The organism is Myxococcus sp. AS-1-15 (genome assembly GCF_020037055.1).
GTDB classification, from domain to species: Bacteria; Myxococcota; Myxococcia; order Myxococcales; family Myxococcaceae; genus Myxococcus; species Myxococcus fulvus.
In genome coordinates, this window is the sequence record NZ_JAIQDF010000022.1 from 121,243 (window position 1) to 143,346 (window position 22,104).

At 72.3% G+C, this 22,104-nt stretch carries 11 protein-coding genes and 1 riboswitch; of the genes, 10 read left to right on the forward strand and 1 reads right to left on the reverse strand.

Annotation, left to right across the window (positions count from 1 at the left end):
• Positions 1 to 88: 88 nt before the first annotated feature.
• From K8625_RS39585 to K8625_RS39615, 7 genes are all read left to right on the forward strand, one after another.
• The gene (locus K8625_RS39585; RefSeq protein WP_223785627.1) at positions 89 to 3,415 is read left to right on the forward strand and encodes a response regulator; all 3,327 of its coding nucleotides are present in this window, start codon (positions 89 to 91) and stop codon (positions 3,413 to 3,415) included.
• Positions 3,412 to 5,259 (forward strand): ATP-binding protein, encoded by a 1,848-nt coding sequence (locus tag K8625_RS39590; RefSeq protein WP_223752010.1) that lies wholly within the window; start codon positions 3,412 to 3,414, stop codon positions 5,257 to 5,259. The genes K8625_RS39585 and K8625_RS39590 overlap by 4 nt, the downstream gene beginning before the upstream one ends.
• 36 nt (positions 5,260 to 5,295) lie before the next feature.
• The gene (locus K8625_RS39595; protein ID WP_223785628.1) at positions 5,296 to 6,264 is read left to right on the forward strand and encodes a FecR domain-containing protein; all 969 of its coding nucleotides are present in this window, start codon (positions 5,296 to 5,298) and stop codon (positions 6,262 to 6,264) included.
• 75 nt (positions 6,265 to 6,339) lie between these two features.
• Positions 6,340 to 6,420: riboswitch (cyclic di-GMP riboswitch) on the forward strand.
• A gap of 93 nt (positions 6,421 to 6,513) precedes the next feature.
• Entirely contained in the window at positions 6,514 to 8,187 is a 1,674-nt protein-coding gene (locus K8625_RS39600) for a hypothetical protein (protein WP_223785629.1), read from the forward strand.
• 52 nt (positions 8,188 to 8,239) lie between these two features.
• Positions 8,240 to 10,138 (forward strand): hypothetical protein, encoded by a 1,899-nt coding sequence (locus K8625_RS39605; protein ID WP_223785630.1) that lies wholly within the window; start codon positions 8,240 to 8,242, stop codon positions 10,136 to 10,138.
• Between the two features lie 68 nt (positions 10,139 to 10,206).
• Positions 10,207 to 13,746: a flagellar motor protein gene (locus tag K8625_RS39610; protein WP_223785646.1), complete on the forward strand. Its 3,540-nt coding sequence runs from the start codon at positions 10,207 to 10,209 to the stop codon at positions 13,744 to 13,746.
• 9 nt (positions 13,747 to 13,755) lie between these two features.
• Positions 13,756 to 16,818 carry a hypothetical protein gene (locus tag K8625_RS39615; protein WP_223785631.1) on the forward strand — a complete coding sequence of 1,021 codons (3,063 nt, stop codon included), beginning with the start codon at positions 13,756 to 13,758 and terminating at the stop codon, positions 16,816 to 16,818.
• Between the two features lie 9 nt (positions 16,819 to 16,827).
• Here the strand turns inward: K8625_RS39615 and K8625_RS39620 are convergent, their stop codons facing one another.
• Positions 16,828 to 18,231, reverse strand: a complete 1,404-nt coding sequence (locus tag K8625_RS39620) for a response regulator (RefSeq protein ID WP_223752025.1) — start codon at positions 18,229 to 18,231, stop codon at positions 16,828 to 16,830.
• Between the two features lie 13 nt (positions 18,232 to 18,244).
• Between K8625_RS39620 and K8625_RS39625 the strand changes: the two genes are divergently transcribed.
• From K8625_RS39625 to K8625_RS39635, 3 genes are all read left to right on the forward strand, one after another.
• The gene (locus K8625_RS39625; protein ID WP_141323825.1) at positions 18,245 to 18,631 is read left to right on the forward strand and encodes a VOC family protein; all 387 of its coding nucleotides are present in this window, start codon (positions 18,245 to 18,247) and stop codon (positions 18,629 to 18,631) included.
• Positions 18,632 to 18,685: 54 nt separating this feature from the next.
• Positions 18,686 to 20,065: a general secretion pathway protein GspE gene (locus K8625_RS39630; protein ID WP_223785632.1), complete on the forward strand. Its 1,380-nt coding sequence runs from the start codon at positions 18,686 to 18,688 to the stop codon at positions 20,063 to 20,065.
• Positions 20,066 to 20,178: 113 nt separating this feature from the next.
• Positions 20,179 to 22,071, forward strand: a complete 1,893-nt coding sequence (locus K8625_RS39635) for a hybrid sensor histidine kinase/response regulator (RefSeq protein ID WP_223785633.1) — start codon at positions 20,179 to 20,181, stop codon at positions 22,069 to 22,071.
• Positions 22,072 to 22,104: the final 33 nt, after the last annotated feature.

The window sequence follows — 22,104 nt, forward strand, 5'->3', positions numbered from 1 at the left end:
CACCGCGCACCTGGAGTGCGTGCCCATCTTTTCGGCATTCTCAGTTCTTGAGGGTAGTGGACGAACTCGACGTACAATTCCGCCCGCTTTGTCCGAACTCCGCCACACGCTGCTCTTCGTCGACGATGAGGCCGACGTCCTGGACATCCTCACCCGGATGTTCCAGCGCCGGTATCGCGTGCTCACGGCCCTGAGCGGGCAGGCCGCGCTGGAAGTGCTTCGCCGGGAGACGGTGGACGTGCTCGTCACGGACCAGCGGATGCCGGAGATGACGGGCATCGAGCTGGCGGCGACGGCACGCGCCGAGGGCTTCGACGTCACCACGCTCCTGCTCACGGGCTTCACGGACCCCGATGACCTCATCGCGGCCATCAACCAGGGGCAGGTGTACCGCTACATCACCAAGCCCTGGGACGTGAACGACCTGCTCATCACCGTGAAGAACGCGGTGGAGTACACGCAGCTGCGGCGCGACAAGGAGCGGCTCATCCGCCAGCTCCACCAGCGCGTGGAGGCCCTGTTCGTCCTCTACGAGGTCAGCCGCGCGAGCGCGAATGATCCGGCCAGCTACGACAACATCATCGACCGCGTGCTCATCGCCGTGGCCAGGGTGCTGCCGTACGACTGCGGCGCGGCGCTCATCGCCCCGGACGAGTCGCGCAGCGCGACCTTGCGGCTGCGCTGTCACGGCACGGTGGGGGAGCAGGCGCTGCTGGGCGTGAAGGAGTCGATGCTCGGCGCGTACCGCAAGAGCTCCGGCCTGCTGCTTCCGGAGGACCGCGTCATCACCCGCGTGGCGGGCACGACGACGCAGGACGCGGCGGCGCCGGCGGTCTACCCCAGCCAGCTCACGGTGAACCTGGTGGCCGGCGGGCGTCCGGTGGGCATGCTGTCGCTGTTCAGCCAGCGCTCGGACGCGTTCACCGAGGACGACGGCGTGCTGCTGGACGTGCTCGCCAACCAGACGGCGGACGCCATCCAGTCCTTGCGCTCGGCCGAGGAGGAGGCCCGCCACCGCATGGAGCGGATGGTGGAGTCCATGGCCGACGGCGTGGTGCTCACCGACGAGAAGAACGACATCGTGGTGATGAACCCGGCGGCGCGAAGGCTGTTGCACGTGGGGGACGACCCCGCGGAGCACACCAGCCGGATGATGGAGGAGCGCCTGGGCTTCCAGCCGTTCCACCTGGTGCGCGGCTGGGAGTACAGCGGCACGCAGGTGCTGCGCGAGGAGGTGAAGCTCTTCGACCGGCACGTGCAGACCACCACCACGCCGGTGGGCGACGCGCGCGGCACGCTGCGCGGGGTGTGCGTGGTGCTGCGCGACATCACCGACCAGAAGCGCCTGGAGGAGCGCAAGGACGAGTTCGTCTCCATGGTGAGCCACGAGCTGCGCACGCCGCTCACGTCCATCTCCGGCGCGCTGGACCTGGTGCTCAACTTCATGGCCGGCGACATCAACGAGCGGCAGCGCCGCTACCTGTCGCTGGCGCGCGACTCCACCGAGAAGCTCAACACCATCGTCGACGACCTGTTGGACCTGTCGAAGTTCGCCAAGGGCCGCCTGCGGATGAACTTCGAGGTCGCGTACCTGGATGAGCTGGTCCAGCGCGTGGTGGAGAAGTACGTCCCGGCCTTCGACGAGAAGCGGGTGAAGGTGACGCCGGGGCTTCCGCGCCACCCGCTGCGCGTCATCGCGGACCCGAACCGGCTCAACCAGGTCCTCAACAACCTGCTCAACAACGCGGTGAAGTTCACGCCCGAGGGCGGCGAGGTGCGCGTGGAGCTGCACGCCACGTCCAGCCTGCCCGGCTACGTGGTGCTCTCCTGCTGGAACAGCGGAGACCCCATCGCCGAGGACAGCCTGGAGCGCATCTTCGACCGCTTCGAGCAGGCGCGCACCAAGGCCAACCGCACCGTGCGCGGCACGGGCCTGGGCCTGGCCATCTGCCGCAACATCGTGGAGGCCCACGGCGGGCGCATCTGGTGCGAGCCGTGCGTGGACGGCGTGCGCTTCATGGCGGTGCTGCCCACCGAGCCTCCCGCGGAGCTGCGGCAGTCGGACGACGCCGCCGAGGCCCAGTCCCCCAAGCGGCGCGAGAGCCGGGGGCGGGTGCTGGTCATCGAGGGCGAGCACGAGGTGGGCTACATCGCCAAGGCGCTGATGTCCGCGCGCGGCTACGAGGTGCGGCTCGCGTTCAACGCCGAGGAGGGCCTGTCCAGCGCGCGCAAGCACCACCCGGACATGGTGCTGGTGTCCGTGCGCCTGCCGGACGTGGACGGCCTGCGGCTGGCGGAGATCCTCCGGCACGACCCGGAGACGCGGCGCGCGCCCTTGCTGCTCACGTCCGCGTTCGACGAGCGCCAGCGCGCCTTCCGCGCCGGCGCCGACGCGTTCCTGGTGCGCCCGCTGACGCCGGACAAGCTGCTGGCCACGGTGGACTCGCTGGTGCGCGGCCGCGCGGGCCCGGCGCACGGGCGCGTGCTGGTGGTGGACGACGACTCGAAGATCTCCGCCATCTGTCGCGAGGTGCTGGAGAACATCGGCTTCGACGTGGCGGTCGCGGGCTCGCTGGAGGAGGGCCGGCGCGCCCTGCGCGAGCGCAGGCCGGACGTCATCCTGCTGGACGTCACGCTGCCGGATGGCGACGGGTTCCTCTTCCTCGAGGAGATAAAAGCCGAGCGCGCCAGCGGTCACATCTCCGTCATCTTCATCTCCGCGCGCGCGGAGACGTCCTCGAAGGTGCGCGCGCTGAAGCTGGGCGGCGACGACTACCTCACCAAGCCCTTCGACGCGCTGGAGCTGGGCGCGCGGGTGGAGAGCGTGCTGCGCCGCAAGGAGCAGGAGCTGTCGGCCTCGCCGACGACGCAGCTGCCGGGCTCCACCGCGATTGAACGCGAGGTGCAGCGGCGGCTCATCGCCCGGCGCCCCTTCGCCTTCTGCTACCTGGACCTGGACAACCTCAAGGCCTACAACGACTACTACGGCTTCGCGAAGGCGGACGGCGTCGTGCGTCAGACGGGCGACCTGATGCGTGAGATCTTCGCGCAGGAGGGCGTGGCCGGGGACTTCCTGGGCCATGTGGCCGGGGACGACTTCGTCTTCATCGCCTCGCCGGAGTCGGTGGACCGGGTGTGCCAGACGGCCATCGAGACCTTCGACCGCATCATCCCGCTCTACTACGACCGGCAGGACCGGGAGCGGGGGCACATCGAGGCGGAGGACCGCTTCGGGGAGCGCCGGCGCTTCCCCATCATGAGCGTGTCCATCGTCGCGGTGATGACCGACGGCACCCAGGACCACGCGGAGCTGGCCCGGCGGGCGGCCGACATGAAGAAGCGCGCCAAGGCCATCCAGGGCTCCGTCTACCTGCGCAGTGACCGCGAGCAGGTGGTACGCTCCGTCGCCGGGTGAGGCTCTACCAGCAACTGGTCCTGTTCATGCTCGCGGCGACGGTGCTGCCGCTGGCCGCCGTCGGCTTCCTGTTGCTGTCGCGCGCGGAGGCGGAGCTCGTCGCCCGCATCGACGCGGAGCAGCGCACGCAGGCCGCCGCGGCGGCGGAGGCCGTGGGCTCCACCCTCATGGAGGTGGTGGACGCGCTGGCGCGCTCCGCGGAGCTCATCGACTGGCAGGCCGCCACGGAGGCGGAGACGGTGGGCGGCCTGCGGCTGCTCTACGGCCAGTCCCAGGCCGTGAGCGCCGTGCTCAAGCTGGACGCGCGGGGCCAGCCGGTGGGCGCGCCCGTGTTCCGCCCCCGGGATACGGAGGGGCACCCCGGTTTCCGTGAAACGGGGCTCGAGCGGATGGTGGGCTCGGTGCCCGTGCAGCAGCTGCGGGGCGGCGGCAAGGGGCAGGCGGCGCTCGGCGGCGCGTACGTGCACGCGGAGAGCGGCCGGGCGGCGGTGGCCGTCGCCGTGAAGCTGGCCGAGGGCGAGGACGCGCCGTTCGCGCTGGCGGAGGTGGTCTTCGGTCCGCTGGAGGCCGCGCTGCGCCGCCGTCCTCCGGGCGCGCTGGGTCGGGTGGACCTGGTGGACGAGGAGCGCCGGGTGCTCGCCAGCTCCGAGCCCGAGCGGCGGATGGTGACGCTCTCGCCGGAGGTCGCCGCGCACCTGCTCGCGCCCACGGCGCCGGAGCCGGACGTGGTGCGCAGCTTCCGGCTGGAAGACCCGCCGCGCCGGGTGAGCGTGGCGCGCGTGTCGCGAGGCCTGCGCTTCGACGTGGTGGTGGAGGTGGACGAGGCCGCGGCGCTGGCGCCCGTGCGGGCCATGCGGCGCACGGTGCTCTTCTCCATCGGCGGCGCGCTCTTCGTCCTGTTGGGCCTGGGTGCGCTCTTCACGCGGCGGCTCAACCGGCGGCTGGAGGACGTGGTCCAGGGCGCGGAGGCCTTCGGCCGGGGGGAGCTGGACAAGCGCGTGAAGGTGGAGGGGCAGGACGAGCTGAGCGAGCTGGCCAACACCTTCAACCGCATGGGCGCGGAGCTGGAGGCGGCGCGCGCGCGGATGCTGCGATGGAACGACGAGCTGCGCGTGCGCGTGGAGGAGGCCACGGGTGAGCTCAAGAGCGCCCAGGCCCAGCTGCTCGAGGCGCAGAAGCTGGCGGCGGTGGGACAGCTGGGCGCGGGCGTGGCGCACGAAATCAACAACCCGCTGGCCGGCATCCTCGGCAACGTGCAACTGCTCATGCTGGACCGCGGCTCCGCGGACCCCGACCTGGATACGCTGCGCAAAATCGAGCAGAGCGCCAAGCGCTGCAAGGAGATCACCCAGAACCTGCTGCGCTTCTCCCAGCAGCGCGAGCGTCCGGACCTGCGCCCCGTGGACCTCAATGCCGTGGTGCGCGATGCGCTCAGCCTCACCGAGCACCAGATCCTCAGCGACGGCGTGACGCTCGAGACGAAGCTCGCGCCCGGGATGGGCCGCGTGCGCGCGGACCCCGGCCACCTGTCGCAGGTGGTGCTGGCCCTGTTGTCCAACGCGCGCACCGCGATGATGAAGTCCCCCACGCGCAGGCTCACGCTGCGCACCGGTGAGCGCGACGGGCGCACGTTCCTGGAGGTGGAGGACACGGGGAAGGGCATCCCCGCGGACATCCGCCCGCGCATCTTCGAGCCCTTCTTCACCACGAAGGATGTGTGGTCCAACGTGGGGTTGGGCCTGAGCGTGTCGTGGCGCGTCGTGACGGAGGCGGGAGGAACACTCAGCGTCCGCTCGGAAGTGGGGCAGGGGGCCTGCTTCACCGTGGAGCTGCCGAGGGCCTGAGCATCCCACGCGGCCTGTGATAGCTAGGAGGACTCCATGGCCGAGCCCCGCACTCATCGGCGCCAGACGCCCTTCTACGTCGGCCTCGTGCTGATCCTCGCGGCCCTGCCCCTGGGCTGGTTCCTCTTCCTGCGCCAGCCTCCCGCGCCGCCGACGCCGCCGCCCCCGCCCGTCGTCCCCGTGGTGGCGCCGGTGGTGGAGAAGGCGATGGAGCTGGAGCTCACCGAGGTCACCGGCACGGTGGAGGTGAAGGAGGGCAGCGGCGCGTGGCGCAAGGCGTCCGTGGGCATGGCGCTGAGGCGCCACGACAAGGTGCGCACGGAGGACGGCTCGTACGCCGTGCTCATCGGCGGCGAGGCGGTGGAGTTCCGCATGGACCCGGGCACCGAGGTGTCCGTGGAGGACCTGACGAAGTCCGCGTCGCGCCTGTTGCTCGCCAGCGGCATGGCCACCGCCGTGGTGCGCCCCGGCAAGCGCCACACCTTCGAGGTGAAGGCCGCGCAGAGCGACGCGGTGGCCACCCTGCACGAGTCCGGTGCCTTCACGATGAGCAACAACGGCCAGGGCACCGTGGCCGTGGGCACGCGCGAGGGCGAGGTGACGCTGCTGGGGCAGGGCAAGGTCGTCATCGTCCGTGCGGGCCAGCAGTCCGTGGTGCGCCCCGGCCAGGCGCCGTCCGAGCCCGCGGCCGTCCCCACCAGCCTGCTGCTCAAGGTGGACTGGCCCTCCGAGCGCACGCGCCGCGAGAAGGACCTGGTCGTGCGGGGCCAGACGACGCCGGGCAGCCGTGTGCAGGTCAACGACGTGCGCGTGCTCGCCGACGCGGAGGGCCGCTTCGAGCGCAAGGTGAAGCTGCGCGAGGGCGCCAACACCGTGGACGTGCGGGCCGTGGGCGTCGGTCGTGTCGAACAACGCGAGCAGGCCGAGGTCATCGTCGACACGCGCCCGCCGCCGTTGAAGACGGACTCGGACATCTGGAATCAGGCGAACGATTCAAGCCCCTGAAACCCCGAGCGTCCTGGCAGGCGGTCGGCTTGACCCCTGGCAGGGGGTCTCCCTAGACTTCGTCGCGAAGTCATTCCTGTTCAAGGGCAATCCAGGGCGAAAGCCTTGGTGCGCAAAGCCGCGGGGCCCGAAGCAAGGCCGGCCGTGGTTGCCGTGGGGAACCAGCTCCGGGGAGGACTCCGGGCCCACTGCTGCCTTGTGCGGGCATGGGTCTGTGGTTCCAGCGTCCTTCCGGGAAGGTGGTTTCCGATGCTGCGCGCTCTGTCCCTCGTGACGTGCCTGCTCCCTGCCTTGGCCTCCGCGGACACCCCCGAAGTGGGAACGCTGTCCGGCTTCGCCAAGGTGGTGAACGACAGCCCCGGAGACCAGACGGACCCGCACGTGAGCGGCGCGCTGGTCGCGTACACGAACGAGTCCGGAGGCCGCAGCGAGATTCGCTACCACGACCTGGTGTCCGGCGAGGACGCGGCCATCCCCAACGAGGGCGCGTTCGACTTCGTCTCGGACATCAGCGGGGACACGGTGGTCTTCACCCGCGTCAGCGCCTCCAGCGCCATCTACACGTACCAGGTGGGCGCGGGGCTGCCGGCGCGGGAGCTGGCGCCCCAGCCGGGCAGCAGCCGCAGGGCGGCGGTCATCGGCGGGCGCACCGTGGCGTGGCAGGACTTCGGCTTCACGGGCAGCACGCTCGAGCCGGAGATCGCCCTCTACGACCTGGACCAGGGCACGCTCACCCGGCTCACCGAGGACCGGATGTTGGACCGAACGCCGGCGGTGGCGCCGGACGGCCGGACGGTGGTCTGGGCCAAGTGCAACGCGGAGGGCCTGCAGTGCGACATCTGGCGCGCGCGGCGGGAGGGCGCCGCGTTCTACTCGCAGGCGCTCACCGGCAGCGAGGGCGAGGAGTCCCAGCCGGACACCAACGGAGAGCTCGTCGTCTACGCGAGCACGCGCACCGTCGACGGGGCCTCGGACCGGGACATCTACTGGAAGCCGGTGAACGGTGGCACCGAGCAGCGGCTCGCGCTGCCGGGACTGGATGCGAACCCCAGCATCAGCGGCTCGTTGATCGCCTTCGAGCGGAGGGACCCGGCCAAGGGCGACTTCGACATCGCGCTGTACAACCTCGACACGCAGACGCTGTATCTGCTCACCGACTCGCCGGACAACGAGAACCTCAACGACCTGAGCGTGTCCGACGACGGCACCGTGCGCGTGGTGTGGACGGTGTCGAAGAACGGTGACTTCGACGTGCACAGCTTCACCTTCCAGCTCCCCCGGGATGGACCGTGCGACGTCTCGCCCACGGCCTCGCCCGCGCCGACTCGGACGGCGGAGGAGGTGTGCAAGCAGCCGGGGAAGACGCCGCTGCTCGCCGCGCTGGAAGTCGCGCGCACCACGGGACAGCCCAACGCCGTCTCGCTGGGCTTCCACGGCAAGGGCGCCGGGGTGATGTGTGTCGACAACGGCTACAGCGGCGAGCGCGCCACGTCCGGGTGGGTGTGGCTGGACGGGCGTGAAATCGTCGACCCGTCCCGTTTCAAGCCCACCGTGTCGCTCGTGGCGCGTGACGTCACGCTGGGCGGTAACACGTGGCTCGCCGCGCTGATCTCCGGAAATCCAGGAAGCTCGTTCCGCATCCGCGTGTACGGCACCGCGTCCGAGTGTGGCGCGACGGTGTCGCCCGCGGGCTCGCAGCAGGTGCTCGGGCAGGCCATCACACCGATTTCCCTCGGGACGAGTGGGGTGTCATCCCTGACCTTCGAGCCGGGTGAAGATGGGCGGGGCCTCGGGTGCAGTACGAGCGGAACCACGTCCGGGGCGGTGGGGCTGGTGATGTTGGCGTTGTGGCTGGCGCGGCCTCGGCGCGAGCCGGTGTTGGTTTCGCGGAAGGAACTTCGGAGAAGGGGAAGCAGCCTGTAGACTTCCGTGCGTCCTGAACCGTTTTCATCCCCCAGTTCTCCTGCTGCTATGCGTGTGCGCTGCCTCGGCCTGGGCCGACACGCTCGAGCTGCTTGGACCGTCATCGGCGGTGACGCCCGATGGTTTCCCGCTGGCGCTGGTGCGCAGGGATGCCTCGGGTACGCCCGTGCCGTGGGTGGGCAAGCCGGTGGTGACGGTGGAGGGCGCGGAGCTCCGGCCGGGCGGGGCTCGGCCGCCGCTGGGCACGTACGTCGTCGTGCCGCGGCCGGGGGCTCGGGACGTGGTGGTGCGCGCGAAGGTGGATGGGTTGGAGGCGCAGGCGCGCTTCGTGTTGGGGCCTCCGGCCACCGAGGTGCAACTGGCGCTGGAGCCCGCCGCGCCGGTGAAGGGGCGCGACAAGGAGGCTCGGCTCACGGTGAAGCTGCTGCGGCCGGACGGCACGGCCGATGACAGCGGCGCGCCGCCCGTGGTGCGCGTGAGCACCGGACGGGTGGCGGACCTGGAGCGGGTGGAGCCGGGCACGTATCGCGCGCGCTACATCCTGCCGGACACGCGCTACCCGGAGGTGGCCATCCTCGTCGCGTTCTCCGCGTGGCCCAGTCCGCAGTCCGTGCACGGTGCCTATGGGCGCGTGCTGGTGCCGCTGGCCGCGTCGGTGAACCTGCCGGGCACGACGGAGAAGGACGCGCGCATCTCCATCGAGATCGCCGGTGAGAGCTTCGGCCCGGTGACGGCGGGGCCGGACGGGCGCTTCCGTCTGCCCATCGTCGTGCCGCCGGGACATCGCTTCGGCAAGGGGAGCGTGGTGGACCGGGCGGGCAACGTGCGTCGGGAGAGCATCGACCTGAACCTGCCGCCCACGGATGGTCTGGCGTGTGTGCTCCAGCCGCAGCGGCTGCCGGCGGATGGGGTGTCGCGAGCGCGTCTGGTGTGCGCGACGAGCGACCCCTTGGGCAAGCCGGTGGAGGACGCGAAGGTGACGGCGCAGGCGCGGCGGGGAACGCTGTCGAATGGCACGCGCGCGGCGGGCGGCATGCTGGAGTGGCTCTACACCGCGCCCAAGACGCTGGCGGATGACGAGCGCATCGAGGCGGCGTGGCCTCAGCGTGGCGCGGGCTCGAAGGAGAGCCTCGCGCTCCAGCTCGCGCAGGGGCCCGCGTCGGAGCTGACGATGTCCGTGGCCGACCCGCTCGTGCACCGCGGCTCCCGCGTGGACGTGTCGGTGGGAGCGCGGGATGCGCTCGGCAGGCCGCGTCCCGGGGTGATGCTGGCGCTGGAGGCGCCCGAGGGGGAGTTCTCCGTGGCGCAGGAGACCTCGCCGGGGCAGTTCTTGAGCACATGGTCTCCGCCGGCCTCGGGTGGCGAGGAGTCGGTGGCGCTGCGTGCGCGGGCCTGGGGGCCGTTGGGCAGTGAGCCCGCGCGCATCGCGGTGTGGTCTCGCGGCGGCGAGCTGTTCGCGGGCGTGTCCGACCTGGCGGACCAGCCGGTGCCCTCACAGCCGCTGCGCGTGGACGGGCATCCGCTGACGACAGGCCCGGATGGCACCGTGTCCCTGGGCGTGTTGGCGCCGGGCGCGCACGTGGTGGCGCACGGCGTGTGGACGGGGCTGGTGCGCACGCTCCATGTCCTGACGAAGGACGGACAGGCGTATCCGTTGGATCCGCCGCTGGTGCCCGAGCCGCTGACGCAGACGGTGCGCGTGGCGCCCGAGGTCCCCGTCAACGTGCGGCTCCGCGTGGAGGGCACGCGCGTGACGTACTGGCTGGAGGACGCGAAGGGACACACGCTCGAGGGTCGGCGGGTGCACGTCTCGCTGTCGGAGGGCGCGCGGGAAGCCGAGCAGGTCCGCGAGGGCCGCACGTCCTTCACGGTTCGCGCGGCCACGCCGGTGAGTGTCTCCGTGGCGGACGTGGAGACCGGCGTCACGGCGCTGGCCGAGGTACGACCGTGAGACGCTCGGGCCTGGGCCTCCTGCTGGTGGTGTTCTGGGCGGGCCTTGCCCGGGCGCAGGGCGCGTCGATGGACGTGCCGTCGCTGGCGTCGACCATCGCCGGGCGCGTGTGCCAGGACACGGATGGTGACGGACGCTGTGGCGCGGACGAGCCTGGCATCGCGCAGGTGCGCCTGGTGCTGGCGACGGGACGCGAGGTGCTCACCGATTCGCACGGGCGCTTCCACCTCACCGGCGTGGACGCGCGCGTGCCGGAGGTCACCCGAGGGCTGCACCTGCGGCCGGGGCGTCATCGGCTCAAGGTGGATGCGCGCTCATTGCCCGCGACGAGTCAGGTGACGCCGGAGGCCGCCACGGTGGAGGTGCCCTGGGGCGCCGTCGTCCTCCAGGACTTCGCGGTGCGCACGAGGCCCGCGTCGGCGTCGTCGCTGGGGCTGTCCTTCGAGCGCGCGCCGCCGGTGGCGAGCGTCGCGTCGGGCGAGGGCGCGGTGCTGTTCCGGGTGGCGGGGCAGGCGTCCGTGGGGGACCACGTGCGTGTGGGGGCCGCGGAGGCGGAGGTGGATGCGCGCGGCGGTTGGAGCGCGCGGGTGCCGCTCATCGCGGGCGCCAACGAGCTGGCCATCACCGCGACGGCGCCGGATGGCTCGGTGCGCCTGTATCGCCAGCGCATCGACGTCGTGCAGCGCGCCGAGGGCTGGCTGGTGGTGCCCAGGCCCCTGGAGCTCCTGGGCTCGGTGCGCCTCCCCGCGGCGCGTGACGAGCGCGCGGCCACCGGCGTCGCGCGAATGAAGGTCGAGGCCCGTGAGGGCACGCTGGTTCGCGGCGTGGGGCGAGAGCCCCTGTTCGTGGGGCCGGAGGGCTGGGTGGAGGTCCCCGTGACGCTGTCCCCGGGCCTCAACCGCGTGCCCCTGGTACTGGCCCCGCCGGGCGCGAGCGAGCGCGAGCTGCTGCTGGACATCCAGGCGGAGGCGCGGCCCTTCGCGGTGGCCCTGCTCGATGTCGAGGTGTCGTTCGCGCCGGGAGACAGCGACTGGCAGCTGCGAGGGCGAGGCTCCGCGCACGCCGAGCTGCGCCTGGGGCCCGTGGACGTGGTGGGCGAGGTGGACCTGCGCGACACGGACGCGCGCACGCTGCGCGGCAAGGAGCTCCCGGACTGGCTGCGTCCCCGGGTGCCCGAGCGCTTCGAGCGCGTGGCGGACCCGGACTTCTCTCCGGCGGAGTGGGGCGATGACTCGGTGTCGCTGACGCCGAACGCCTCCGAGGCGCGCCTGCGCGTCGAGGCCCGGCACGCGGAGCATGGCCGCGCGGGCCTGGGCACCTATCGCGCGCTGGTGCAGGACCGCGAGGTGGGCCGCTATCACCGTCCGCTCTTCGGTCCCTACGCGGAGCTGGCGACGTCGGCCGACGCGCGCGACGGAGCGCTCCGGGCCGGCGTGGACGCGTTCGGCGGAAGCCTCACCGACCCGACGCGAGGGCTCGCCGCGGTCCCCGCGCACGAGGAGCTCCGCGCCACGGGCGGCAGCCTCTACTACCTGGGCGCGGTGTCGGTGGCGGAGGGCTCGGAGCTGCTGCGCGTGGAGGTGCGCGACGGTGTCACGGGCCTGCCGCTGGCGGAGCGGCACCTGGTGCGAGGTCGCGACTACGACATCGACTACTTCGCGGGCCGCATCCTGCTGTCCCGGCCGCTGTCGTTCCTCGCGAGCGACACCTTCTTCCGGACGGACATGGTGACGCAGGCGCCGGAGCCGGTGCTCGTCGCGGACTACGCGGCGCTGCGCTCCATGGACACCGAGGACTCCGGCGGCGGTGAGCTGTGGGCCGAGTGGAAGGGTGCCCGCGTGGGGCTCGCCGCGGTGCGGGAGGGGCGCGGCGAGGGCCGTCCCTACACGCTCTACTCCGGCCGGGCCTCGGCGCGTGTCGGTGGCTACGCGCTGGAGGCGGAGGGGGCTTCCAGTCGCGGCTCCGCGGTGGACGCGGGGCTCTTCGGCGTCTCGGATGACGGAGGTCTGAGCTATCTGCGTCCGACGGGCGCCGTCGCGACGGGCGGCGAGGCGCTGGGCCTGCGGCTGCGCGGTCCGGGGTTCTCCGGCGATGGCTCCGTGGATGCGTCCTACCGCTGGCGCGCGCGGGGCTTCTCGGATGGCGCGCACCTGGACGCGGCGCGCTTCCAGCAACTGGCGCTGCGGGTGCGTCAGCCCCTGGGCCGACTGCGCCTGTCGCTGCTCGCGGATGGACGTCAGTCGGCGGACCCGCGCGAGCCCTTCGTCGACCATCCCTTCTCCGCGAGCACCGTCGGCGCGAGCGTGGGGTGGGAGGAGTCCGCCTGGGGCGTGAGCGTGGAGGCGCGCGACGCGCGCTTGAAGGCGGCCGAGGTCGTGGGGCAGGGCGAGGCGCTGACGGGAGGCCGCACCTCCGTGGGTGTCGCGGGCCGCTACCGGCTGCTCGAGGGACTGTGGCTCCAGGCGTCGCACCGGCAGAAGCTGGCGCTGCATGGCGCGGGGCCCGGTCGGGTGGATGACACGTTCAGCGCGGCGGGCGTGGACGTGGCGCTGGGCCGCGACACGCGCGTGGACGTGCGCGGCGGCTGGGGGCCGGACCTGGGGCCCCGGGCCTGGGCCAACGTGGAGTCGCGTCGTGGCGCGGACGTGTACTACGGCGGCTACTCGGTGGACGTCGACGGGCCGGACTTCGGCGCGGGCCGGACGCTCACGGGCGCGCGCACGGAGCTGCCCGACAGCGGCACGGCGCTCTTCGTCGAGGAGGTGGGCCTGCATGATGCCTCCACCCTCCGCATGTCTCGCGCGGTGGGCTTCCAGAAGACGGTGCTCGACGGCTTGAGCGTGGGCGCGCGCTATGAGCGCGGCGTGCGCAGCCTGCTGGACCTGGACCCGCCGCTGCGGCGCGACGCGGGAGGCGTCTTCGGCCAGCTGCTCCTGAGCCGGCTGCGACTGGAGGGCCGCTTCGAGCTGCGTCGCGAGAAGGGCACGCCGGAGCGGGGCGCGACCGAGGCCGTGGACCGGCTGCAGACGGTGGTGGCGCTGGCGGCGGAGGCGGAGCTGCCGCGCGACGTGACGGCCTCCGGCCGTGTGGACTTCGCGCGCACCGTCAACGACGACGCGCTGGAGGCCCGGCTGCTGGAGGGCTACGCGGCGCTGGCCTGGAGGCCCGGTCCGTGGCTGGTGGTGGCGCGCTACGGTGTCACCCGAGAGCTGTTGCCGGGGACTCGGGCCGCGTTCGGAGACAGGGCGCTGCAGATCCTCTCGCTGATGCCCGCGGTGCGCCTGGGCGACCGGTTCTCCGTCGCGGCCGGGCTGCACGCGGGGCGCAGTGAGCTGCGGGGCTCGTCGCGGTGGGTGTGGACCGGCACGGTGCGTCCGGCGGTCCGGGTGGTGGGGGCCGTGGAGGTGGCGGCGGAGGCGGCGCGCAGGACGGCCTCCCTGGACGGAGAGCGGCTGACGGCGGTGCGGGCGGAAGTGGCCTATCGGATGGATGAGCGACTCCGGATGGCCGTGGGGTACACACTGCTGGGCTTCAGCGGCTTGGGTCTGGCCACCGAGTCGTCGGAGAATCAGGACCGGCTCTACCTGCGGGCGGAGCTCGCCTACTAGGAGTCTCGCGTGCGCGCCGGCATCCTCATCTGTCTCTGCGTGGGAGTGTCCGCGGTCGCCTCCGCGGAATGGAAGGTGGGGCCCGGCGTGCCGGGAGAGCCCCGGGACGTGCGGGCCTGGGGCCATGAGCGTGTGGCCCTGGCGCACTCCACGGGCGCCGAGCTCTTCGAGAACGAGGAGCAGGTGGCCTTCCGCTTCCTGTCTCCCGCGGTGGGCACCTTGCTGACGTCCACGGGCTGCTTCGCCGGCGTGCACGCGAATGGAACCCTCTACGCGTACGACAGCTGCCTGCCCGACTCCAAGTTCATCCCCGAGATTCCCACCTCCACCGTGTTCGATGTGCGCCGGGTGATGCAGACGCAGTCGGGGAGCAGCTACGCGGCCATCACCGTGGACACGAACGAAATCCTGGTGCTGGGCGCGACGCCGTCCGGCACCGGTGTGCTTCCCTGGAACACGCGCATCCTGCAGACGAGCCAGTTCAGGGCGACCTCGGTGATGGGGGTGACGGACACGGCGGGCGCGGTGCCGCACGCGCTCCTCCAGGTCGTCGGGCCGCCCAACCTCATCTACGTGCGCGGCGACCAGCGCCTGGCGGAGTTCAGCGTGCCCACCGCGCTGACGACGCTCCCGTTCCTGACGCTGGACCTCTTCGCCACGAGCGGTCCCCATCCCGTCGCGCTGCTGGGCAACCAGGACGGGCTCTTCCGGGGGCAGCTCACGTCGGGCGTGCCACCGAACGACACGTTCCAGCGCGTCACCCTGCATGGCTCGGGGCCGGTGAGCATCACGTCCGTGGACCTCACCACCGAGCAGGGCAGCGCCCGGGGGACGGGCTTCGGTCTGGCGGTGGGCGTCGACAGCAATGGGGAGCCGGTGGTCCTGGGCGCGGTGCCCACCGCGAGCGCGGCGGACTCGGGCACGACGTGGCGCATCCATCCCGCCTTCGCGGGCGCGTCGCTGCCCGTGTCGGCCCCGTTCAACCAGGTGTCCTGCGTGGACCCGACCTTCTGCGTGCTCACGCTGAGCAACATCGAGCCGAACGTCATCTACTACTCCAACGCCGCGGCGCCGGTGTTCGGCTCCTTCCCGGACCCGGTCCTCATCGACGAGCGCACCACGCGGACGCTGGACATCACCGCCACGGACCCCGACGGCGACGCGGTGCGCGTCTCCGTGGACGCGGCGCAGTCGACGCTGAACGTCAGCGCCACGCCTCGTCCGGACGCGGTGACGCTGACGCTCACCGCGCCCGAGGTCTGCGAGCCGACCACCACGCAGCTCATCGTCTTCGCCGCCGACGGCCTGGGCACGCATGACCGGCAGACCACGGTGAACGTGCGTGTCGAGAACACGGCGGGGCCCGCCACGCCGCGCGTGCAGCCCGCCCAGGCCTCGACGAGCGCGGGAGGCCCCTCGCGCGTCTTCACCGCGTCCCCCGGCGCGGGCTTGTGCGAGTCGGTGGACTACGTGTGGAGCTCGCCTCCGGGACAGCCCGTCCTGGTGACCGAGGGCAACGGTGGCAGCGCCACCTTCGTGCCGCCGGAGTTTTTGTGCGCGGCCTCCGGCGCGCGCTACACGTACGAGGTCCGCGCGAGGGACCGGGGCCAGACGCCTTCGCCGCCCACGACGTTCAGCGTGGACGTGCAGCCCTGGGGCCGTCCTTTGGCGCCCTTCGCGCCGGACGCGGTCCGCCGGTTCACCTCGGGCGAGAGCGTGGAGGTGCGTCCGGATTTCCTGCATCCGTGCGCCGGCACGCAGGCGCTGCCCGGGGTCCAGACGGTGTGGCGGCTGGCGGACGGGAGCACCACCGTGCCTGCGGGGCTGACGGTGCGGGATGACGCTGGCGCCGCCGTCGACCTGTCCGCGCCCGTGACGGCGCGCGCGCTCCAGGTGTCGGCCGAGGGCTGCGCGAGCGCCTCGCTGACGTTCTCGGTGCGCAACCGCCTGTCGCTGCAGGACGGGACGGTGCTGGAGGGGCCGGAGGCGTGGGTGAAGGTGGAGGCGGCACCTGCCCCCGAGGACGTCTCCGCCGCGAGCCTGGACCTGTCGATGCAGCTGTCGGGTGGCCAGGACGCGGAGGCGCGGCTGGGCACGTCGCTGCGCTGCCCGGGCGTCCACGCGCTCAAGGCGCGCATGTTCCTGGAGTCCGCGTCCGGTGAGCCCATCGCCTCGGACGTCGTCCCCGTGCCCGGGGTGTGGCGCTTCACGCTCCCGGCGGTCTGCTCGCAGACGCCCTTCACGGTGCGCGGTGAGCTGTTCTCGGACGGGCCCACGCCCGTCGAGGCGGGGCGCGCGAGAGAGACCTTCACGGCGCAGGCGCGCCCGGTCGCGCTGGGGGAGCTGGACGGTGAGGCGCTGGTGGCCCGATGTGGCGAGGGCGCGACGGCGCGGCTCACCCAGGAGATTCCCGCCGACGCCTGCAGCGAGGTCAGCCTGTCGTGGTCGCGCGAGTCCGGCCCGGCCCTCACGCAGGAGTCCCTGTCGGGCCCGAGCGTCACGCTGAGCACGCGGGAGACGGGGCTGCAGGACCTGGTGGGCGAGTCCCTCACCCTGCGCGTCACCGCCAGCGCGAGCGGCGGCGGTCAGGCGGACCGGGTGCACTCGGTGCCGATTGTCGCGGACCCCTTCGTCGACGTGCGCCATGAGACGGAGGCCGCCGCGGGACAGGAGACGGGCCTGGTGGGCGTGGTGGTGGCGCTGCGCAACACCACCGCGTGTGACGTGACGGGCCTGCGCTACGTCGAGCACGTCGAGGGCATGGACGTGGTGCCCGGCAGCGTGCGCGTGGAGGGACAGTCGCTCGCGGAGCAGGCGACGGAGGGCGGCTTCTCGGTGGAGGGCGTGTCGCTCCCGGCCCACGCGCAGCGCACGCTGACGTACGTGGCCCGGCCCCGGCTGTTGGGCTCGTCGCGCTTCAGCGGCGAGGTGTTCCTCAAGGGCGTCCCGGTGTCGGGGACCCTGGACCGTGAGCCGCCGTCGTCCTGTGGTTGCTCGCAGGGCGGCTCGGGCGCGGCGCTGTTCGGCCTGCTCGCGGTGGCTCGGCTGCTGCGCCGTCGCCGCGAGGGCTGACGGGGCGGCTCAGAGCCCGAAGGAGATGCGGTGACGGCGGCTGGGCGTCTCCGGCCGCTCCTCCAGCACCCCGAGCAGCTCCAGGCCCCGCAGCGTGGCGAGGGCCTGTCGCTCCGACACGTCCACCAGCGCGAGCAGATCCTCCACCGTCTTGCTCCCGTCGGCGTACGCGAGCAGCAGGGCCTGTGGACCCTGCAGCTTCAGCTCGTGCAGGCCGTACGGCGGGTCGGCGGTGGGGAAGAGGCGACGTCCGGCGGACATGCGCTGGCGCAGCGCGACCAGCGTCTCCGTCTTCTCCACGCCCTCCAGGATCAAGTCCCCCGGGAAGACGGACAGCTTCACCAGGTCGGCGCGCTGGGGGCGCATCGCGCTGAACCCGTACGCGCCCTCCGTCCAGGGGAAGGTGGACCAGAGCAGCTCGCGCACCTGCTCCTCGAGCAGCTGCTTGCGCCGGCCCGCGTCCAACAGGCCCAGGCGAATCATCGCCTCGCCCGTGCGCAGCCCCTGCTCCTTCGCGACGGTGGCGACCTCCGCGAGCCTCGCCTCGTCGAGCACACCCCGGCGCACGCAGAAGCGGCCGAAGCGCTCATGGGCCAGGTTGGAGGCGGCGTACACGATGCGGCCGGACTCGAAGTAGACGACCTTGAGCACGGAGCCCTGGCGCAGCTTCAGCTCGCCGTGGTGGCGCGACTCGTAATAGGCGTTGAGCAGCCGCGCGACGGACGTGTCCTTCAGGTCCCCCGCCAGCGACCACTCGGGCAGGGCGCGCCGGGCCTTCGCGGGCGCGGGCGTGGGGGACGCCTGCTCGCCGGACCACACCTTGCCCCGGTGGGCGAAGGGCAGGGGGAGCGCGGGCTCCTCGCTCTCCAGGCCGGGCAGCGGCGCGGAGTCGGGGATGGCCTGCATGGGCGAGCCCGCCTCCCCCGCGTCCTCCGGGGTGGGCATCAGCTCCTCCAGCACGATGAGGTCCGCGTCGTCGAGCAGCACGTCCTGCGCGGCCGCCTCGTCCACGGGGGGCGGGGCGCGCGGCACGGGCTCGAAGCCGCCGGCCTTCTCCAGCGCCTCCAGGACCTGGATGAGCTCGAAGGGCTTCTCGAAGAAGCCGCGGGCGCCGTGAATCTGCACGGCCTCCTGCGCGAACCGGTCCCCCTTGTAGACGCCGCTCACCGCGATGGCGGGGATGCCATGGGCGCGCAGGGCGCCGAGCACCTCGCTGCCCCGGATGTCGGGCAAGAGCAGGTCCACCAGCGCCGCGTCCCAGCGCGTGCCCGGGCTGAGCGCCTCCAGGGCGGCCTCGCCCGTGTGCACGGCGCGCGCGTCATGGCCCCGGCCCTGGGCCGAGGAGACGATGAGGGAGGCCAGCTCGTGGTTGTCCTCGACGATGAGCAGTCGCGCCATGGGCGGGCGGACCATACCATCCGGCCCCATGAACGTTCAGGGCTTCCACCACGTGGCAATCCAGGCGAGGGACGTCGAGCGGGTGACGGCGTTTTACAGAGACTTGCTGGGCTTTCCCGAGCTCGCCCGGCATCCGAGGCCGGACGGCACCTTGAGGAGCATCTGGGTGGGCGTGCCCGGGGGCGGCTTCCTGGCCATCGAGGCGTCGAGCGGCGAGCCCGAGGGTCGCCCCTTCCGCCACGAGCACCCGGGCCTGCTCCTGCTGGCGTTCCGCATCGCCCGCTCGGAGCGGGAGGGTGTGGTGTCCGAGCTTACTCAGGCGGGCGTGACGCTGGAGCACCAGACGAAGTGGACGGTGTACGTGCGAGACCCGGAGGGCAATCGCGTCGCGCTCAGTCATCATCCAGAGGACTAGGCGAGGGCGGCGGCGTGCTTGCGGAGGGGGATGGGGCACGGCTACAAGCCCGGCATGCGCCTGGGTGAACAGCTCCTGAAGGAAGGCCTCGTCACCGCCGAGGGACTGGAGGAGGCGCTCGAGGCCCAGGTGGTGCACGGCGGCCGGCTCGGGACGAACCTGGTGGAGCTGGGCCTGTTGTCCGAGCAGGACCTGGCGAAGACGCTGGGCGCGCTGCACAACGCCGCGTTCGCCTCCGGGGAGATGGTGCCGGACCCGAAGGCGCTGGAGCTGGTGCCGCCCAACCAGGCGGACGACAAGGAGCTGCTGCCCATGCGGGTGGACGCGACGCGGCTGAGCGTCGCGGTCGTCAACCCGCACGACTTCACGACGCTGGACGCGATTGCGTTCAAGACGGGCAAGCGCGTGGTGCCGGTGGTCATCCCCGAGTTCCGGATGAACCAGCTGCTGCGCCGCTACAGCAAGGCGTTCCGGCCCCTCCGGGCCATCGACATGAACGCGGTGCGGCCGCGCCCCAAGCCCGGCTCGCGGGAGGAGGTCGAGCTCGCGAAGTCGCGTGAGAAGCCGCCCGACCTGATGAGCGAGGAGGAGTTCCAGTCCCTCTACGCCCAGGCCCTGCGCGGCGGCGCGGACGGCGACGTCGACATCGAGGTGGGCGAGGAGGAGGTCATCACCGGCGTCGAGGTGCTCGAGGCGCCGCCGATGCCCGTGGCGCCGCCTCAGCCGCAGCGCCCCGTGGCGCAGCCTCCCGTGCAGATGGTGCAGCCTCCCGTGGCGCAGCCTCCGGCGCAGGTGGGCGTGCCGGTAGCGCAGCCTCCGATTCAGGTGGGCGTGCCGGTGGCGCAGCCTCCGATGCAGGTGGCTCAGATGTCTCCCAGGCCGCCGGTGGCGCAGCCGCCCGTGGCCGCGGCGCCGCCGACGCCGCCCCCTCCCGCGCCGCCGCCGACGCCGCTGTCCTTCGCGGAGGCGCAGGCGGAGCTGTCGCGCAGCCTGGACCGCGAGGACGTGGCGCGCACGGTGCTGCGCTTCGCGATGGGCAAGTGGCGGCGCAACCTGCTGCTGTCGGTGCAGGGCAGCCTGGTGACGGGCTGGCACGGGATGGGCTCCGGCGTGCGCGAGTCGGCGGTGCGGCGCATCGGCGTGGCGCTGCGGGAGCAGAGCACGTTCCGGCTGGTGCGCGACACGCGCTCGCACTACGTGGGCCCGGTGCGCCGGGACGCGGCGATGGCCGTGTTCTACAAGCTGCTGGGCGGGGGCTTCCCGACGACGGCGGTCATCCTCCCGCTGCTGGTGCGGGGCAAGGTCGTGCACCTGCTCTACGTGGACAACGGCCCGGACCAGCTCACGCCGCCGGACGTGGGCGAGTTGATGATCCTCTCGCAGAGCGTGGGCCGCTCGTACGAGGCGATGATGCGTCGTCGCAAGAGCGCGTAGCGTCGCTCGGGATGAGCGAGACCGCGACGCGTGTTCGTGGTGGCCGCGAGATGGCGTCGTGAGAGGGCGCGCGCCGCGTCGGCATGACGGGTGCGGCGTCTCGGGAGCAAGGCTTGGAAGACGATGGCAACCACAAGACGGGGAGCGACCAGGCGCAGCTGCGCGCGCTCCTGGCCGCGATGGAGGCCGCCCACCAGGGTGACTTCTCGCGGCGCGTGCCCGTGTCGGGGACGCATCCGTTGCTGGACCGCATCGCGGAGACGTTCAACGCCGGGGCCGAGCGCTTCGTCCTGCTCACGCGCGAGGTGACCCGCGTCTCCCGAGAGGTGGGCGTGGAGGGTCGGCTGGGGAGCCTGGTCGACGTGCCGGATGCGTCGGGGGCGTGGCGGCAGCTGGTGGACGGCGTGAATGTGCTCGCCAGCAGCTTCACCGTGCAGGTGCGCGACCTCATCCGCGTCAGCGGCGCCGTGGCGCGGGGCGATTTGACGCAGACGCTGGAGGTGGATGTCCGGGGTGAGTCGCTGGAGCTGAAGACCCTCGTCAACACGATGGTGGAGCGGCTCACGGACTTCGCGCGGGAGGTGAACCGGGTGGCCCGGCAGGTGGGCGTGGAGGGGGCGAGCACGGACACGGGGGCCTCCGGCGTGTGGAAGGACCTGACGGACAACATGAGCTTCACGGAGAAGCTCGCGGTGGCGTCACGGCACAAGAGCGAGTTCCTGGCGAACATCAGCCACGAGCTGCGCACGCCGCTCAACAGCCTGCTCATCCTGGCGAAGGTCCTCTCGGAGGACTCGGACCATCGGCTGGGGCCTCGCGAGGCGGAGTACGCCCGGACCATTCACGCCTCGGGCGTGGACCTGCTGGACCTCATCAACGACCTGCTGGACCTGTCGAAGGTGGAGGCGGGGAAGCTGGAGGTCGTCGCGGAGGAGGTCTCGCTGGCGGAGGTGAAGTCGCTCGTCGAGCGGGACTTCGAGCACGTCGCGGACCAGAAGCGGTTGGGGTTCGGCGTGGTGTTGTCGGGTGGGCTGCCGCGCTCCCTGCGGACCGACTCGATGCGGCTGCGGCAGGTGCTGAGGAATCTGCTGTCGAACGCGTTCAAGTTCACGGACGTGGGGCGGGTGGAGCTTCGCGTCGCGCCCGTGGCGAAGGGGCTGTTCCACTTCGAGAGCGACGTGCTCAACCGCGCCGAGGCGGTGCTGGCGTTCAGCGTGGCGGACACGGGAATCGGCATCCCGCAGGACAAGCTGCAGCGCATCTTCGAGGCCTTCCAGCAGGCGGAGGCGGACACGAGCCGCAAGTACGGCGGCACGGGGCTGGGCCTGTCCATCAGCCGGGAGCTGGCGCGCCTGTTGGGCGGAGAGCTGCAGGTCGCGAGTGAGTTGGGGCGCGGCAGCACGTTCACGCTCTATCTGCCGGACGTCTACGTGGGCGCGGAGGTCGGGGGGCGCGACGCGGTGGTCGAGGCGGGCGTCGGCTCGCCGCTTCATCTGGAGGCGATGGAGTTGTCGGCGACCGACTTCGCCGGGGGCTCCCGGGAGGATGCGGAGTCGGAGGTGGCTGGGTGGGAGCCGGTGGACTCGCGTGAGGCGCTGATGCGTCAGGAGGCCTTGCTCGAGCGGCCCACGCGGCACCGGGTCCTCGTCGTGGACGACAACATCCGCGAGGTGTTCTCGCTCATCAGCGTCCTCGAGTCGCGAGGGCTGGAGAGCTTCCACGCCGAGAGCATGGGGGAGGCCCTGCGCGTCCTGTGGGACTCGCCCGAGGTGGATGGGGTGGTGCTGCTCGTGCCCATGACGGACGCGGGCTACGACGTCCTGCGGACGATGCGGAAGGACGCGCGCTTCGGAGCGCTGCCCATCGTCGTCGTCGCGTCGCAGCTGACCGACGAGGAGCGGGGACGGTGCCTCGCCGCCGGCGCGAGCGACTACGTGGCCCGCCCCGTGGATGCCCACCGCATCATGGAGTTGCTGAGGCTGGAGCCGCGTCTCGGCAGGTCGTGAGCGGCGTGGCCTGCGTCGCGATGCCCCCACCGG